Genomic DNA, 16,205 nt, shown 5'->3' with positions numbered 1-16,205 from the left:
AACGCTTAACCCGACTTACGCACGTTTCTGCGAGTCGCTGCCAAACTGGGTAATATTGTTGTAAGCAATTTCACCGATTCCGGTGATATTCAGTTGGATGGCGCTGCCATCAAGCGGGATGCGCACATTGTTGACGATGCCGCCCACTTCAACAGGAATGCCTTCTTCGCCCGTATCGGTCACAACGCTAAGGGTGTATTTCCCTTCGCTCAGGCCCAGCTCCTGTGGGTCAATGGTGAAGTCCACCTGCCCGGCGTCCTGTTTCCCCAGCTCAATTTTGTGCTCGGTGCCGGCCGCGTCTTTGACGATGACCGTCGTCACACCGGAAGCGTGATCCAGCGTCAGACGTCCGTTAATCGTCGTTTCGCCGTCAGAGTTGATAGCGTCGGTCTGCACCATCACATGCTGCCCGACCAGGTTGCCGGTGGTGAGCGTTTGCAGGTTGTCCATCAATACGGAACTGTTCGCCATCAGTTGCGACATGGTTTCCATTGACTGAACCTGCGTCAGCTGCGCCAGCTGGCTGACATACTCGGTGCCATCGGTAGGGTTCAGCGGGTCCTGATTCTGGATCTGCGCGACCAGAAGCTGCATGAACAGCGTGTTCATGCCGGCTGCGCTGCTGTTATTGTTGTTACTGGCAATGCTGCTATCCGACGTTCCTGTCTGGCTTCTGGTGGACGTGCCGTCTACATTCATCCTTATACCTCTCCGAGTCTCAGCAGACTTTGCTGCATGCTTTTAACACTGTTCAGAACATCAACATTGGTTTCGAAACCGCGCGACGCCGACATCATGTCCGCCATCTCCTCTACCACGTTGACATCCGGGTAGTAGACATAGCCATCCGTATTCGCCATCGGGTTATGCGGCTCATAACGCTGTACGGCATTGCCGGTTTCGACAACATCCATCACCTGGACGCGCGCGCCGGTTAACGCCCTGCTATTCATTAACTCATCATTCTTATAAACCGCAGCAAACACCGGACGACGGGCTTTATAGACGCCGTCTTCGGTGGCGGAGGCGGTTTCCGCATTAGCGAGGTTACTGGCGATGGTATTCAGACGAACGGTTTGCGCCGTCATCGCCGACCCCGAAACGCGATAAATATCGGTAAAAGCCATATTCCGTTATCACCTGCGTAGGATTACTTACCTTCAATGGCCTTTTTCAGGCCCGTGAATTTCATGTTTAAAAATGCCAGGCTCATCTGATAATCCTGGGTATTCTTCGCAAACTCAGCCTGCTCGACGTTCAGCGCAACGGTGTTGCCATCGGAAGAGGGCTGATAAGGCACGCGGTACATCTCTTGCGGCGCTGACGGATTCGAAAAACTCCACGATGAACGTTGCATCTCAGCGGCAAAATCAATATCTTTAGCCTGGAAATTGGGGGTATCGACGTTTGCCAGATTGGCTGACAGCAACTCTGCTCGGGAAAGTCGAAGCGCTACAGCCTGTGGATGAACGCCCAATGCTTTGTCAAAAGTAATACTCACAACTCACACCCTCGTGATGCTAAACCTGCAATGATCTGCTTCCCTGTATAGCAATATTCATGCCAAGGTTTTAACATCATGATTTTTAATGACTTTATTGGTTTTATCCCTACACGAGTGAAGCGTTGCTTCCGCCCTGGAACGTTATCCTTCCTGCTGATGCTTTTTACGGCGCTGCCATCCTTCGCCGCCCCGGAAAAAGTGCAGAGCGCGCGTAAGCAGGTCACTGCCGCCGTTCAACATCACGCAGCGCAAGCCCTTCGCCAGGAGGCCGGGCGCCGCAAGTGGCCCGAGTACCAGGCGAAGATGAACCTGTTTATCCCTTCCGACGTCTCCCGGTACGCTCCCTGCCCTGACGCGCTAACCGTGTCGCTGCCCGGCGGCGAACGCATCGATCTCAACCGCCTGCGTTTTGATGTGCGCTGTGAAGGGCCGCAAGGCTGGGATGTCGCCGTCACCGTCAAACCGGATGTCTATCTTCCGGTGGTGATCGCCAAAAATTCGCTGGAGCGCGGCCAGGTGTTATCCGCCAGCGACGTATCCATCAAAAAGCTCAACATCAGCAGCACGCGCGGCAACTACCTCACCGACCCGGATGAGGCCATTGGGCTGACCGTGAAGCGCCGCATTCGTGAACTACAGCCGATCACCCTGACGCAACTGGAATCTCCGGTGCTGGTTGAACGCGGTCAGCGCGTTCTGATGATCGCCGAACAGGGAGGCGTAGAGGCCCGTACGATGGGGGAAGCCATGAAAAAGGGACGTAAAGGCGAAATGATTAAGGTGAAAAATGAGAGCAGCGAGCGGGTGGTAAGCGCAATTGTCGCGGACGCTGGCGTCGTCAAAATGGTCTACGCCAGCGGAAACTAAAAATATTCATTCGCGGTTTAAGTTTTACCGGCAGCAGGCCGCTCTTTAACGGTGAGGGCATCGGAAGTCCTCCTTCCGCAGGGCAGGATTCATCCGCAACCATAACGAAAAGATGAAAAAGAGGCGAAGCGATGAAAGTAGTAGCGAATCAATACAATCTGGCAACCGCAATCAACAAGAGCAGCGCCGCAGAACAGACCCGCACTGTCGCTCAGGAAGGCACGAAAATTGAGCGCAGCGCCGCGATCGATCCGGTACTGGGCGATGCGCAAACACAACTCTCTGCGCTGCCGGAAGTGGATATGGCGCGCGTAGCTGAAATGAAAGACGCTATCAGCAGCGGTAAAATCGCGGTTAACCTCGATTCGCTGACGGATGCGATGCAGAAGTATTTCCAGAGGTAATTATGACTAACGCCGCTCAGAGCGTTAAAACACTGATACAGGACATGGCCGAAGACCGTAAGCATTACCATGTCCTGAATGATTTACTCATACAGCAACGCGACCACATTATTGCGCGCCGCGCCGCAGAGCTTGACGTGCTGAACGCGCAAATCATGGCATGCTACCAGCACTTGTCGCAGCACAGTCAGCAACGTTATCGCCTGCTTGAGCGGTTAGGCATTAACGCCAACGCGCAGGGCATGCAAACGCTCATTGCCCGCCTGCCTGCCGCCCACCAGCCTTCCGTTTCCGCTCTCTGGCAAAGTCTCCAGCAACAGGTCGCGCAATGTCAGGCCACCAATGAATACAACGCCATGCTGATGAATATGCAGCAGGAGATTCTGACCAATCTGTTGAATATCAGCGAACCCGAAAACTGGCTGTATCAGCAGGGGTAATGCGCTGTAATTTATTGATTTGTAGCTTTGTTCCGTTTGCGTTCTATCCGTAATTTTCATCGAGGCCAATATTATGGGGCAATTACGACGCTTCAACCTTCCCCACCTGATTCGTCACTATCGTGTTACTCATGTAATTGAAACAGGTTTTGGTAAAGGTGCATCAAGTGTATATGCCTTACGCTCAGGTGCTGAAGAAGTTTATTCCTGTGAAATCTATAAACCGTTATTTGATGCCGCGCCAAAAATAGACAATCTGCATCTGTACAATGAAGACAGTCTGACATTTTTGTCCCATGAAGAAATTAAACGCACTCTTTTCATCAAGCGCGCCGTTGTTTTTCTGGATGCACACTTCCCCGGCGCAGATTTTAAATTCGAGGACTACCAGAGCAATAAATACAATGAGGAAACGCGCCTTCCTCTGCTCAATGAGTTACGCCAGCTAAAAGAATTTGCGGATAATGCGCTGATTATTATTGACGATAGCCGTATCTATCTTCGCGTCATGCATGAGGCCACCGGCTGCAAAGCGCTCCCTCCTCCCACAGAAGACGCTGAGAACGCGTTTCTGGAAGCGCTTGAGGCCTATAGCGGGACGCATATCATCAAACATTACCCCGATGACCAGGGCTACGTTGTACTTTGGCCTAAAAGCTGGCGAGAATTCGGCGTTAACACCCATATTCTGGCAGGAGACCGGACTGCGGCCCCCGTATTTCGAACGGGGATACCAGGATCAACCTGTATGTCAATTAACAGGCGATTGCTTGATGCGCGTTTCAGTACTCGCTGGCTGTCAGGAAAAGGTCTGGATATTGGCGGCGGCGATGACAGTATTGCGTTGTATCAAAGCCTGTTTCCTTTAATCCAATCAATAACCGTATTCGATCTTCAACAAGGTGACGCGCAGTATTTAGCCAGAGTACCGGATAACGAATTTGATTTCGTTTATTCAGGGCATTGCCTGGAGCATGTTATGGACCCCTATGTCGCGCTGCCTCATTGGTTAAGGGTCGTAAAACCCGGCGGTCATCTGGTTTTAACCATTCCAGACGAAGATTTATACGAGCAAGGCGTTTGGCCATCAACCTTCAACGACGATCATAAACATACTTTTACGCCCTTTAAGCATCGGAGCTGGTCGCCTGTTTCCGTCAACGTATTATCGTTATTACAAACCCTGCCAGGGAACTTCAGCATTGAGAAAATAGAGAGGCTGAATCATAGCCATTTAAAAGGTATGCCTCGATTCGATCAAACGCGGACGGCGTTTGCTGAATCCGCAATTGAGATAATCATCCAAAAGCTGAAATCATAGCAACAGGGAGAGTAGCCAATGAATCACCCTGTCGTATCGATTATTTTGCCGGTCTACAATGTCAGTGCATACCTTGAGCGCTGCCTTGATTCACTCGTTGCGCAGACCTGGCGGCATCTGGAAATTATCGCGGTTAATGACGGTTCGACAGATAACTCCCGGGATATTCTGGCACGTTATCAGAGCCGTCTGCCGGGTATGCGTATCGTTGACCAGGAAAACAGAGGACTTGCCGAGGCCCGCAACGCCGCGTTAGCAAGCGCATCAGGTGAATATATTTATTGCCTGGACTCTGACGATCATATCGCTTCGGATGGTATCGAAACCATTGTGTGCGAAATGGAAAAGCATCACCTGGATGCCCTGTTTTTCTCCACCCATCTGGAATTTCACCTGCACCATATCAGCAACAATATGGTTTCCGGGTATTATCAACGGCCGCGTAATCTGATTAATAAAACATTTCATGCCGAAACGTTCTTTAATCACTGCATTACCGAACGCGCCCGAACAGGACACGGTTACTCCGTTGTGGTCTGGGGATATGCCTGGCGGCGAAAAACGTATGCTCATATGCGGTTTAAGACACCGTTTTTTGAGGATGAATACTTCACCACCGAATTGCTGCTCAGCGTGCCCGACGCAAAAGTAAGGTGCCTTGCCGACAGACTGTATTTCCATACCATTCGTAACGGCTCAATCACCACTTCCAGCAGCAAAGCAAAACGCGCGCTGGCTATCCTTGATACCTTCCGACTGCTGCTTCCCCGGGCCGGAAATATCAGCAATCCCCAAACCGTACAATGTTTAAACCGATATACGGGTATGCTATATCAGGATGCGATAATCCGTAATTTGCCCGAAACGCTGCCTTTATTTTCCGCACAGAAGATGATTCACTATCTGGCATCCATTTTTCATGAACTGTATGTAGACACGCCAACAGAGAATGGGCTTGTGTTGCTGCATGCCTTGATTAACCAAATTGCTCGCGACAGCAATATTATTGATGAGAGCGAATTCATCGCGCTATCAGGCAGAATTGAACTGGCGATAAAGAACAAAAGAAGAATATTAGCCGAAGGTTTTTAGTCTTCATACCACGCTATTTAGCAATACGATTGGCTATGCCGCATAGCCAATCGCTTTTACCAGATATTCCTTCAGGAACCGGCACGACAAGAAATAACGTTATTCCTGGAGCGATAAAACAAAACTGACCATTTGGGTATACTGCATCGCCGGTTCATATTGTCGCAGACAACGGAAAGGGGTTTTATGAACGCACCAGTTTGCAAATTCCTGAGTCGTCGGCACATCAAAAGGGCGTTTAAGCACGGTGGTGAAAATGACATCGTTCATCAGCAAACGCGCACATGGCCCATGGCTACAGGCGAGATCAATTCCCATACAACGCCAGCCCGCTTCCCCACGGCGAAACGGCAACCGGTGTTCCGCAGCCACGGTTGAATAGAGGGCTACCACAGGGATATCTGTTGCCGCCGCAAGCATGACCGGCCCTGAATCACAGGAAACCAGCATGTTCGCTCGCTGCATAAGCGCAACCGTTTCCAGCGCTGAAAAGCGGTCAATAGCATTGATAACCCCGGTCGGATACGCTTCCGCCATCGATTTTCCCGCCTCAGAGTTGTTATTGCTCCCAATGAACACAACTTGCCACCCCGTTTGCAGCCACATTTGCGCCAGCTCATGCCAGTTATTTTGCGGCCAGGTCCGGTTTGGGTGTCCAATATTAGGGTGCATTAATAACACCGGCGCGTTTTCTAATTTATGTTGCTGCCAGAACGCGTCAACGGCACTGTGGGCAGATTCTGGAATGACCAAATCGAGGTGTTTATCCGCTGCGGACGCCTCAAGCCCTGCCTGCGCGAGAAAAGCATCGATCATATGTAGCGGTCTGAGCGCATGGGCCCAATGCGTAAAGTCAAAGAGTCGCCCTTGCGCCTGCGCCCGCTGAATGCATTGATGCTGCTCCGCACTAAGAGAGTCCACCGGCCAGACCTCGCTGATATGCGGGCATGCCCGCGCCAGCGCGCTAAAGTGCGGCTGGCTCAACATAATGATGCTCGCGCCTGTTTTATTTTTGATGGCTCTGCACGCTGCCAGGAGATACAGGGTATCTCCCATTGCAGCGTTAAGGTGTAAATAAACAGTATCCATATGATTTATTACAACAGCGACAACCCGCACAGCAGGCTGTAGTCAGAGGTATGCGCCGCATTCGCGGAGAACGGATTCTGCTGCTGCCACCCCTTCAGCGCGTTAATCAGCAGCACGACATCATCCTGCGTCAGCGCTCCCTGTTCGCGGCGGATTGCGCACAGCATTTTGATCTGGAAGAACTGGTTGGCCAGCCCCAGTAGCGCCTCTCCGTAATTGGTGCATTGAATGCCGGGGAATACATCGTTATACAGTTGATAAATCAGCGCATTACGCAGGATGTGCGGCTGTTCATCAAACAGCGGAATGGTTGACCAGAGCGATTCCAGTTGCTGAAGACGATCCGCCAACCGCGCTGGCTGCATCACCGACAGCTCGCTCATTTTCAGCGCCACGCTCATTTTTTCAGTCAGCGGCAGATTCAGATTCAGGCGTACCCGGCCCATCTCTTTTAGCGCGGCAATGCGGTTTTCAGCAATCGGAGGCAACAGCGCAAACTGCTGTGTCAGCACGCCCTGCTCTGCCAGCATCGCCAGTTGCTCTCCCATAGAGGACAGCAGGGCCGGATCGTGCTCGCCGCCGTCCAGATACTGCTGCGCCTTACTCAGCAAAACGCCGATCGCATACAGGCTGCCTTCCAGCGACAGCGCAGGATGTACCGCCAGGTTAATACATTGCTGGTTCAGGGTTTCGCTCCAGGCGGATAACTCATCTTCGCCCTTCGCCTCCCCTTGCGAGGTGTGCAGGATAAAGGCCTCCGGGTTAAGCAGCATCTCTCTGGCCGCCGCTTCACAGGTGATATCCAGACTTTCACGCTGCTGGTTTTTCAGCTTCACGCTAATACGCGGCCAGTTTTGCTGCGCATGCTGGCAAGCCGGGCACTGGCACGGGGTTTCTCGCGCATCAAAGCGTGACACAAATTCAGGTTGGTAATGTTCTATCAGTTCCATGTTTGCTCTCTCCAGGCGTATTCTGGCCTGCGGTTAGCGGTGTTTACGGAAAAACCAGTGCGTACAATCGATGATTTCGCCACTTTTAGGGTCCGGGTGATGTTGCAGGAAGGCAAAGCTCGGGCTGAATCCCAGCCACAAATCCCCCTTATTCATTAATGCCGCCCAGCAGCGATCCAGGCTTGCCGGATAGTCCATCGCCTGGCGATAGGCGTCCAGCAGGGCATCGTAATAACCTGCGTTAACGGCATACGCGCAGCCGCAGCCCGCGTTATAGATCCGCGCTACGCCCTTCAATGACTGGGTGAGCGTAAAGTTTTCATAGCGCCCGCCGAGCAGAAGCACCTGCCAGTTAAGCTGGTTCAGGCCATTCAGCAGCTTGTTGATGTCGTTAACGGCGTTCTCTTTTTTGACGAACTGCACGTCGGCATCCAGCAGCAGCACATTTTTCCAGCCTTCTTTCTGCGCCCGCTCAAGCACCTGGCAGTGCGTTGCCAGTTCCGCCCGTTCCGCCGACGCCTCCGCGTTTTTCGCTACCGGCCAGATCTGTTCGCCGCGCAGGCCAAAATCCAGTAAAGCCTCGCAGCGACGGGCCAGCTCCGCCTCTTTTGCCGGGTCGTAGAGCACCGCCACCTTTTCAAAAGCCTGCCAGTTCACCTGAACATTTAGCGGCGCATGACTCAGTCGACGGTAGTGCGCCAGCAAGTTCGCGTCATCGACAATGTCTTCCAGCGTCAGATCCACCGGCGTGGAGCTGCCCATGATGAAATCTTTGTCATAGGTATTGCTGCTGTGCGAAATACAGAGAATGGCACGCTTCGGATCTATCTGGTGAACCGGCGTGGTAAAGCCTTTCAGGAATCCCGTTTCTTCCGCTTTTGTCGCATCGTCGTCATAACGATTTTTTTTCAACAAATTGCGGTGATACCCAAAAGTGCCGTTCAGAGCATGTCTCGGCCCGAAAGGGTGCGTGATATAGATTTTGTCCAGATGGCTGTACCAGATATAAATCTGATCGCTGCCGGAGAACAACGCGTTGCTGGCCTGCATCTGCGCCACCTGCCAGGAAATTTTATCCGGCGGGTAATAATCGTCATCGTCAAAACACAGGATGTACTCTCCCTGCGCCATCGCATTGAGCATGTTACGTTTTTGCCCCAGTACCAGACGCGCTTCACTGTGAACATAACGCACGTTGGGCTGCGACGGGTCCGTCATCATCTCGATCAGATCGGCATTGCTGACCGGAGAATCATCCAGAATAATCAGTTCGCGTTTGTCGGCCGGATAGTCCTGGTACTGCCAGATATACAGCAGATACGGCAGGAACTCGCGTCGGTTATACGTCGGGCAGACGACGCTAACGAACGGCGTGCTGTGGACGCGTGCCGTCTGCTGACGGTGAATCAGCGTCCCCATCAGAGAACGCGAAGACGTTTTCGGGAAACCCGGTTTGTTTCTTTTCATAGCGCTTATCGTTGACGAATCAGACGTTGTTGACGCAGCCAGCACTGGGCAGAGAGTGAATCGGTCATTTTCTGTTCCCGACGGTTGATTTCAGCCTGCCGGTCAGCGCGTTTAGCGTCGAGAACCAGCTCAATGCTTTTTTCCCGCTTCGCCTCCGCCAGCAGGTTGCCCTGAATTTTTTGCGCTTCCAGGTGCGCCAGCGCCTGCTCCTGTTTTTGCCAGTCGATAATGCGTTGAATGTTATGTTTATATTTCGACTGGTTAATCATCATGGCCGCACTGTTGGCGCTCTGGGACACCAGACCCGCAGCAAGTGACGTCAGCGTATCGATATTTTTCTCAAACCGTTGGCACAGCTGGTTTTGCGATGCCAGCTTCGTGCTTAAGTCTTCTACCGCGCGGGTGCGCAGCAGGTGAAGTTGCTCAAGCGTAGAAATCAGTTTGCTCATCGTGCATTACCCTGCCTGCGCCAGGGCGCACAGATCGCTGATTGTCGGCTCAAGCAGCGCGGCATCCTGGACTTCCTGTTGTAAGAATTGATTGATCGCGGGCGAAAGGCGTACCGCTCTGTCTGCCAGCGGATCGGCGCCTGCAACGTATCCCCCCAGCGGGATCAGCGGTTTAATACTTTGGTATTCGGCATACAGCTGTTTCAGCGTGCGGGCGGCGAGCTGGTGCTCACGCTCCGTCACCTGACTCATACAGCGGCTGATAGACTGGCCGACATCAATCGCCGGATAATGCCCGGCCTCGGCAAGGTGGCGCGAAAGCACGATATGCCCGTCAAGCACCGCGCGGGCGCAGTCCACAATCGGATCTTGCTGATCGTCCCCTTCCGCCAGCACCGTATAGATCGCGGTCATCGATCCCTCGCTTTCGCTGTTTCCGGCGCTTTCAACCAGCCGCGGGATCATCCCAAACGCCGACGGCGGATAGCCTTTGGTCGCAGGCGGTTCGCCAAGCGACAGGGCGATTTCGCGCTGCGCCATCGCGTAACGCGTGAGGGAATCTACCAGCAGCAGAACGTCTTTCCCTTTATCGCGGTAATAGCCAGCAATGGTGTGGCATAACTCAGTGGCTTTAATGCGCATCAGCGGTGATTCATCCGCTGGCGCGGCGACAATCACCGACTTCGCCAGCCCTTCAGCCTGCAAAGCATTTTCAATAAACTCTTTGACTTCACGGCCTCGCTCGCCGATCAGCCCTACCACCACGACTTCCGCCCGGGTATAACGCGTGATCATGCCGAGCAGAACGCTTTTACCGACGCCGCTGCCCGCCATCAGCCCGACGCGCTGGCCTTTACCGATAGTCAGCAAGCCGTTGATGGCGCGAACGCCAACGTCCAGCGGCGCATGAACAGGCTGACGCTTAAGCGGATGCACCTGCGGAAGCTGCTGTGCTAACAGCGTATCGCCACCGAGCTTTCCTTTATTATCAAGGGGTTCGCCAAGACCGTTTACCACGCGTCCCAGCCACTGATCGCCGATCATAACCCCTTCAGTTTTGCCTGCGGGAAACACGCGGGCGCCAGCGATCAGGCCAGAGGGATGCTTGAAGGGCATCAGGTAGGTCACGTCACGATCAAAGCCAACCACCTGCGCATCCATCATCTCCTGATCGACGCTTTCAACGTGGCACATCTGCCCTACCGCCAGACGACAACCGACGCACTCCAGCAGAATGCCGTTGACCCTGACCAACCGCCCGGCGACGCGCGCCAGATCGATCTGCTCGATAGAGCGCAGCGCCTCTTCAAAATCAAGGCTGCTCATGCGGCGATTCCGGCAGCAAACTGTTTTTCAGTACATCTACGCACTGATCGAGACGGTGCTGACAGCCCACATCCATCTCCGTGGTATCGGTGATAACGCGGCACTCTCCCGGCTCCAGAGAAGGATCGGCAACCAGTCCCCACTCACGCGCTTTCTCCGGTTCGGCCTCGCTGATGCGCATAAATTCTTCGCTGTTCAGCTGAACACGCACCTGCTCCGGCTGATGCGGCAGGCTGGTCAACGCCTCTTCCACCAGCGCCAGCAGTTGCGTCGGGTGCAACGCCAGTTCACAGCGGATCACCTGGCGGGTCACTTTTTCCACCAGTTGCAGCAACTCTTCGCGGCGACGCTGCTCGTAACGATCCAGGTAGTTCTGCACCTCTGCGGTCAGGCGTTCAAACGGGGCGGCGGCGTCCAGGAACTGTTGACGCGCCTGCTGTTTACCTTCAATCAGCCCTTTGCGCATCCCTTCGTCAAAACCAAGACGAATGCCTTCCTGGTAGCCCTCTTCCCGGCCTTCTTCCATCCCCTGGGCAAACCCCCGGTTCATCCCTTCCTGGAACCCCTCTTTTACCTGTAACTGGTAGTCGGCGGGGTCCAGCGTCGGTGCGGCGTCTTCATCAGCGACAACACCGGCAGGCATCCTGCGATTACGCAAGGGCGGGAAGCGGTATAAGCGCGGCTTAACCACCGCCTGGCGGCTGGCGGTCAGGGCATCCAGCGGTAAACTCCGTTTCTTGAACATGGTTTACTCCACCGTCTGCTCGGCAAACAGTTGCACCTGAATTTCACCTTCTTCAGCCAGCTGGCGCACAACCTGCATGATCTCTTTGCGCACCTGCTCTATACGGCTAATCGGCACTGGCCCCAGGCGGGTCGTGGTGCTTTGCAGCAGCGTGACCTGGCGTTTCGGCATCACGTTAAAGATGGCCTGACGCAGAACCGGCTCCGTCCCTTTCAGGGCTACCGCCCACTCTTCGATCGGGATTTCATCCATCAGACGCTGCAACGTCACCGGCGTCTGGCGACTGAGAATGTAGAACTCGTACATCTCGTCTTTCAGATCTTCGACCACTTTCTCGTCGCGCTCGCGCAGTTGATCCAGCAGCTGTTGCTGATTGCTGGGGATACGGTTAACGATGTTGGCGGCATGTTTGAGGCCAATCACTTTTGAACCATGCTCGGAAAGCACCGCGACGCCGCGATCGATCAGTCTGTCCAGTTCGTCGATAACGTCACGATTGATGTCGTCCAGACGCGCGACGCGATAGATAATTTCATCCTGCCGTTCTTGCGGCAGAACGCTTAACACGCTGGCGGCAATATCCGGCGGCAGGAAGGCGAGAAAAACGGCCTGGAGCTGGAGATGTTCCTGCTCAATCAATGCCGCCAGTTGTGGGATATCGACCCATTGCAGGCGTGCCATACGGTAGCGAATCTCATCGCCGTAGATACCGTTGATCACGCTGCGGGCAATCTCACCGCCCAACGCTTTTTCCAGAATGCTGCGCAGATACGTGCGTGAGGCGCCGTTGATCCCGCTTTGTTCGCGGTAATCAGAGAAAAAATTGTTCATTGCCAGACGCGCCTGATGCACCTTCACATCATGGAGACGCGCCATCGTTTCGCTCAACAACATAACCTCTTCGCGGTTCAGCTTCTGCATCACCTGCGCGGCGGCCTCTTCGCCTACGCTCATCAGCAGGATCGCCGCCTGCTCCAGACGGCTGCGCCCGGCTGAGGCTGAGTGGTTTTTATCATTCCGGCTTACTGTTGCTTCGGTCATTGCTGTTGATCCATTGTTTCAGTACTTCTGCTACGCGTTCGGTTTCGCTCTGGGCCAACAGCTGGAGGAATTCCACTTTGGCTTCCAGGCCGGAGCTTTGCGGCGGCAGCAGATCTTCATTATTGTTGAACGCCGCTTTCGACAGGCTGGCGAACTCGTCATCGTTCATCACCACCCCATTGTCAGGCGCTTCCAGCTCTTTCTTCGTCGCCTCGCCATCAAGGGTGATCGGGTCGCGACGTCCAAAGCGCTGTACCAGCGGGCGAACGCCAAACAGCAATGTCAGCAAGGCCAGCAGCCCAATTCCGCCATTCTGTCCCCAGTACTGCATGGAAGGGTCCTGCCACCATTTCAGGTCTGGCATGACATCGTCTGCCGGGGCCGTGAAGGTCAGAACATCCAGCGTTAAGGCATCGCCGCGCGCTTTTTCGATACCCGCCGCGCTTTCCACCAGGCGCGTCATCGACGTCAGTTGTTCCGGCGTAATTTTCGCCAGCGCAGGAGCGGCCTGGTTCAGCACCACCGCGACACTCAGTTTTTCCAGCTTGTAACCCGGGTGGCGGATATGGCGAATATCACGATCAAACGCGTACTTACGCTGTTCCTGACTGCGGCTGGAAAGCGAGCGCGGGTCGGTGTTATTCGCGGCGTTTGCAGCGGGCGGATTGCCCTCCGCCGGGTTGGCGGGAGCCTGCGGCGTCGGGTTGACCGGACGGTTACTCAGCGAGCCGGGAATGCCAAACGCCATTTCATTGGTGGTGTTTTCCTGGCTCAGTTGTTCATCGCTGACGCGCGGATCTTTACCCAGCCGTTCCTGAGTCTCTTCCACACGGCTTAAATCTACGGTCGGCGCGACGCTGATACGGAAGTTGCCCGGCCCCACTAACGACGTCAGCAGGCTGGTGATATTTTTCGTGGTATCCTCGCGAATGCGCTGCATGACGTCATCGCCCATGCGCTTGCTCGTCATGCCGCCATCCGTGCCTTCGATGCCGTCAGACAACAAATTACCGCTCTGATCGACCACCCGCACCGCGCCAGGCTGCATACCCGGTACGCTTCCGGCCACCAGTTGAATGACAGAAGCGACCTGCTGCTCATCCAGTTTTCTGCCATAGTGCAGTTGCACCATGACCGATGCGCTGCTGGTCGGTTTATTGGTCAATACAAAGGAGCTGGACTCGTTAAGCCCAAGATGGACGCGCGCGTTTTCCACGGGGTCCAGCGCCATGATGCTCTTCGCCAGTTCCCCTTCCAGGCTACGTTTGTAACGGACATTCTGAATAAACTGGCTGCTGCCGAGCATCTCTTCTTTGTCCATCAACTCGTAGCCATCGGGCGTCGCCGCGCTGATGCCTTTTGCCGCCAGCGCCATTCGCGCCTGCGGCAGTTTGCTTTCGCTCACCAGAATCTGGCCATTGTCCGGGTTAATGCGGTAAGCGATGTTTTCTGCCCCCAGAACGTCCACCACCTGTGACACCGGCAGATGTTCCTGCGAACCATAGAGCGCGACATAACCCTGATTGCGGTTCCACAGCGACAGAATAATCGCGACCGCCAGCACCACGCCGCCCACAATCGCCATGAGCTGGGGCTTATTCAGACCGGATGGCACCGACACGGAAGGGAGACGACTTTTAATCTTAGTAAGCACGGTTAAAACCTTAGAGCGGAATATTCATTACTTCGTCCAGTGCCGTGGTGAGCTTATTACGCACCTGCATCATGGCCGAAAAAGCCACGCTGGCTTTCTGACTTTCGATCATCGCACCGGCTAAGTCGTCGCTCAGCCCCATATCAATCGCTTTTTGCTTTGCGCCTGCGCTGTGTTGAATCGCATCGACGTTATCGATAGCGTTATTCAGCGCGCCCGCAAAGGAAATCGGTTCACTGACGCCAAACGCGTTGCTGGCGGGAGCGATAGTTAAAGAGGCGTCAACCGAACCGGCTGACGCTAATGAAGCGGTTTGCTGCATTCTGTTCAGCAACGCCTGGTGTGTCGTGTTAATGCCTGCGGCAGTAATCTTATCCATTCATCAATCCTTCCTGGCCTCAGGAATAACATTCAATATCAATACCCTCGTCGCGCATGGAGGCGAGACGATAACGTAGAGCGCGTGGGGTGATGCCTAAAAACTCTGCGGTTTTGGATTTGTTGCCTTTATGGCGTTTAAGCAGATCGATGATGTACTGGTATTCCGCCAGCCGCCCGTGCAGTTTGACATCGCGGATCGACGGGTTGCCCGTCTCCTGCTCGCGATAGGCAGGCATCATTTCGATAACCGGCGCTTCAGGCTGGGAAGCGCGAACGGCCAGGCCAAAGTCGGCGGCGTGAATCTCTTCGCCGTTGCACAAAATCATGCCGCGCTGAATCACATTCTCCAGTTCACGGACATTACCCGGCCAGTCGTATCTGAGCAGGACGGTACGCGCCTCATCGCTCAGACGCAGATCGCCTTTATGAAAAGCGCGGTATTTAGTGATAAAACGCTGGGCCAATGGCAGGATGTCCTGCCTGCGTTCACGCAGCGGCGTAATATGAATAGGCACGACGGAAATACGGTAGAAAAGATCCTGGCGGAAACGGCCTTCGGCAATTTCCTGCTGCAAATCTTTATTTGTAGAAGCGATCAGGCGAATATCCAACGGAATACGCTTATGGCTTCCCAGACGTTCAACTTCCTGCTCTTGCAATACGCGCAGTAATTTTGCCTGCAACGCCAACGGCATATCGCCAATCTCATCAAGCAGCAGCGTGCCGCCATTAGCTTGCTCAAATTTACCGGCGACGCTCGCAACAGCGCCGGTAAACGCGCCTTTCTCGTAACCAAATAAAATGGCTTCCAGCATACTCTCTGGAATAGCTGCACAGTTAACGCCGACATACGGGGCGTCACTGCCGCAGGCATTCTCGTGAATGTATTTGGCGATACACTCTTTCCCTGTTCCCGTTTCGCCCGTAATCAGTACTGATACATTATACTTAGCAACGCGACGCGCTAACGACATTACGCTAACGCTGGCAGGAGAAACGGCGATAAAGCCATTTCTATTACGATCTTCGCATTCAATGATAATACTCATTTAGGTGTACCAACAGAAAAAACAAAATAAGAAATATGCTGTTCAGCCATTATTCAAAGCATCTTTTAAAAACATCACAAACCCAGTTTGTTAATGGGTTTTATAAGATGTTAATAAAAATAAACAGTTTTTTTAACTCATGAATCAGGCAACTTTCATAAAGTAAAGGCAGTATACGTAGCGAATAGGAATTGTCTTGTTTTTAATGGGTATTAAAATATTAATCTATAAAAATCAATGAATTAAAAAAGTTATTAATGAGAAAATTCCTAGAGAAATAATGGATTAATAACCCCTGGATGCTTGCAATAGCAGGGTTAAGATTGTCTAATCTACATCCTGACGTAATGTGTGAGAGTTTTCGACAGCGACGTTTCTTCTGTGTTGTTCAAGAGCGACACATAATTTTTAAAACTCAAATACCTC

18 protein-coding genes are annotated in these 16,205 nt (G+C 53.4%); 5 read left to right on the top strand and 13 right to left on the bottom strand.

The window, feature by feature from the left end; genetic code table 11:
* Positions 1–15: 15 nt before the first annotated feature.
* Genes flgD through flgB form a run of 3 tightly spaced genes read right to left on the bottom strand, consistent with a single transcriptional unit; the run spans position 16 to position 1,501 of the window.
* Entirely contained in the window at positions 16–699 is a 684-nt protein-coding gene (gene flgD / locus OGX84_RS16740) for a flagellar hook assembly protein FlgD (RefSeq protein ID WP_012133699.1), read from the bottom strand.
* A gap of 2 nt (positions 700–701) precedes the next feature.
* Entirely contained in the window at positions 702–1,127 is a 426-nt protein-coding gene (gene flgC, locus OGX84_RS16735; protein WP_012133700.1) for a flagellar basal body rod protein FlgC, read from the bottom strand.
* Between the two features lie 23 nt (positions 1,128–1,150).
* A complete protein-coding gene (gene flgB, locus OGX84_RS16730; protein ID WP_012133701.1) occupies positions 1,151–1,501 on the bottom strand; it encodes a flagellar basal body rod protein FlgB in 351 nt (116 codons plus the stop codon).
* Between the two features lie 78 nt (positions 1,502–1,579).
* On the opposite strand from flgB, the gene flgA reads away from it, so the two are divergent.
* From flgA to OGX84_RS16705, 5 genes are all read left to right on the top strand, one after another.
* On the top strand, positions 1,580–2,371 hold the full coding sequence (flgA, locus tag OGX84_RS16725; protein ID WP_115626404.1) for a flagellar basal body P-ring formation chaperone FlgA: 792 nt from the start codon (positions 1,580–1,582) through the stop codon (positions 2,369–2,371).
* Positions 2,372–2,502: 131 nt separating this feature from the next.
* Positions 2,503–2,775 carry a flagellar biosynthesis anti-sigma factor FlgM gene (gene flgM, locus OGX84_RS16720; RefSeq protein ID WP_012133704.1) on the top strand — a complete coding sequence of 91 codons (273 nt, stop codon included), beginning with the start codon at positions 2,503–2,505 and terminating at the stop codon, positions 2,773–2,775.
* A 2-nt stretch (positions 2,776–2,777) separates the two neighbouring features.
* A complete protein-coding gene (locus tag OGX84_RS16715; protein WP_012133706.1) occupies positions 2,778–3,215 on the top strand; it encodes a flagella synthesis protein FlgN in 438 nt (145 codons plus the stop codon).
* Positions 3,216–3,288: 73 nt separating this feature from the next.
* Positions 3,289–4,536: a class I SAM-dependent methyltransferase gene (locus OGX84_RS16710; protein ID WP_172958462.1), complete on the top strand. Its 1,248-nt coding sequence runs from the start codon at positions 3,289–3,291 to the stop codon at positions 4,534–4,536.
* Positions 4,537–4,554: 18 nt separating this feature from the next.
* Complete coding sequence (locus OGX84_RS16705; protein WP_219935917.1) at positions 4,555–5,628, top strand: glycosyltransferase family 2 protein; 1,074 nt, start codon at positions 4,555–4,557, stop codon at positions 5,626–5,628.
* A gap of 99 nt (positions 5,629–5,727) precedes the next feature.
* On the opposite strand, the gene OGX84_RS16700 is transcribed toward OGX84_RS16705, so the two are convergent.
* The 10 genes from OGX84_RS16700 to OGX84_RS16655 all read right to left on the bottom strand — a co-directional run bounded on the left by OGX84_RS16700 (position 5,728) and on the right by OGX84_RS16655 (position 15,779).
* On the bottom strand, positions 5,728–6,615 hold the full coding sequence (locus tag OGX84_RS16700; protein ID WP_286458216.1) for a glycosyltransferase family 9 protein: 888 nt from the start codon (positions 6,613–6,615) through the stop codon (positions 5,728–5,730).
* A 110-nt stretch (positions 6,616–6,725) separates the two neighbouring features.
* Positions 6,726–7,667 carry a hypothetical protein gene (locus OGX84_RS16695; RefSeq protein WP_058668666.1) on the bottom strand — a complete coding sequence of 314 codons (942 nt, stop codon included), beginning with the start codon at positions 7,665–7,667 and terminating at the stop codon, positions 6,726–6,728.
* Positions 7,668–7,700: 33 nt separating this feature from the next.
* Complete coding sequence (locus tag OGX84_RS16690) at positions 7,701–9,134, bottom strand: glycosyltransferase family 2 protein (RefSeq protein ID WP_058668665.1); 1,434 nt, start codon at positions 9,132–9,134, stop codon at positions 7,701–7,703.
* Positions 9,135–9,139: 5 nt separating this feature from the next.
* Positions 9,140–9,583, bottom strand: a complete 444-nt coding sequence (fliJ, locus tag OGX84_RS16685) for a flagellar export protein FliJ (RefSeq protein ID WP_012133712.1) — start codon at positions 9,581–9,583, stop codon at positions 9,140–9,142.
* 6 nt (positions 9,584–9,589) lie between these two features.
* Positions 9,590–10,909, bottom strand: coding sequence for a flagellar protein export ATPase FliI (fliI, locus tag OGX84_RS16680; protein ID WP_058668664.1), 1,320 nt, complete (start codon positions 10,907–10,909; stop codon positions 9,590–9,592).
* The gene (gene fliH / locus OGX84_RS16675) at positions 10,896–11,654 is read right to left on the bottom strand and encodes a flagellar assembly protein FliH (protein ID WP_052194407.1); all 759 of its coding nucleotides are present in this window, start codon (positions 11,652–11,654) and stop codon (positions 10,896–10,898) included. The genes fliI and fliH overlap by 14 nt, the downstream gene beginning before the upstream one ends.
* Positions 11,655–11,657: 3 nt before the next feature.
* Complete coding sequence (locus OGX84_RS16670; protein WP_012133715.1) at positions 11,658–12,695, bottom strand: flagellar motor switch protein FliG; 1,038 nt, start codon at positions 12,693–12,695, stop codon at positions 11,658–11,660.
* Entirely contained in the window at positions 12,667–14,349 is a 1,683-nt protein-coding gene (gene fliF / locus OGX84_RS16665; RefSeq protein ID WP_286458213.1) for a flagellar basal-body MS-ring/collar protein FliF, read from the bottom strand. Before fliF ends, OGX84_RS16670 begins: the two co-directional genes overlap by 29 nt.
* Positions 14,350–14,359: 10 nt before the next feature.
* On the bottom strand, positions 14,360–14,728 hold the full coding sequence (gene fliE, locus OGX84_RS16660; protein WP_047458644.1) for a flagellar hook-basal body complex protein FliE: 369 nt from the start codon (positions 14,726–14,728) through the stop codon (positions 14,360–14,362).
* Between the two features lie 19 nt (positions 14,729–14,747).
* Complete coding sequence (locus OGX84_RS16655; protein WP_101743927.1) at positions 14,748–15,779, bottom strand: sigma-54 interaction domain-containing protein; 1,032 nt, start codon at positions 15,777–15,779, stop codon at positions 14,748–14,750.
* Positions 15,780–16,205: the final 426 nt, after the last annotated feature.

The sequence above is a fragment of the Citrobacter sp. CK202 genome, assembly GCF_030333225.1.
Classification (GTDB): domain Bacteria; phylum Pseudomonadota; class Gammaproteobacteria; order Enterobacterales; family Enterobacteriaceae; genus Citrobacter_B; species Citrobacter_B koseri.
This window is presented reverse-complemented; position numbering and strand designations above follow the sequence as displayed.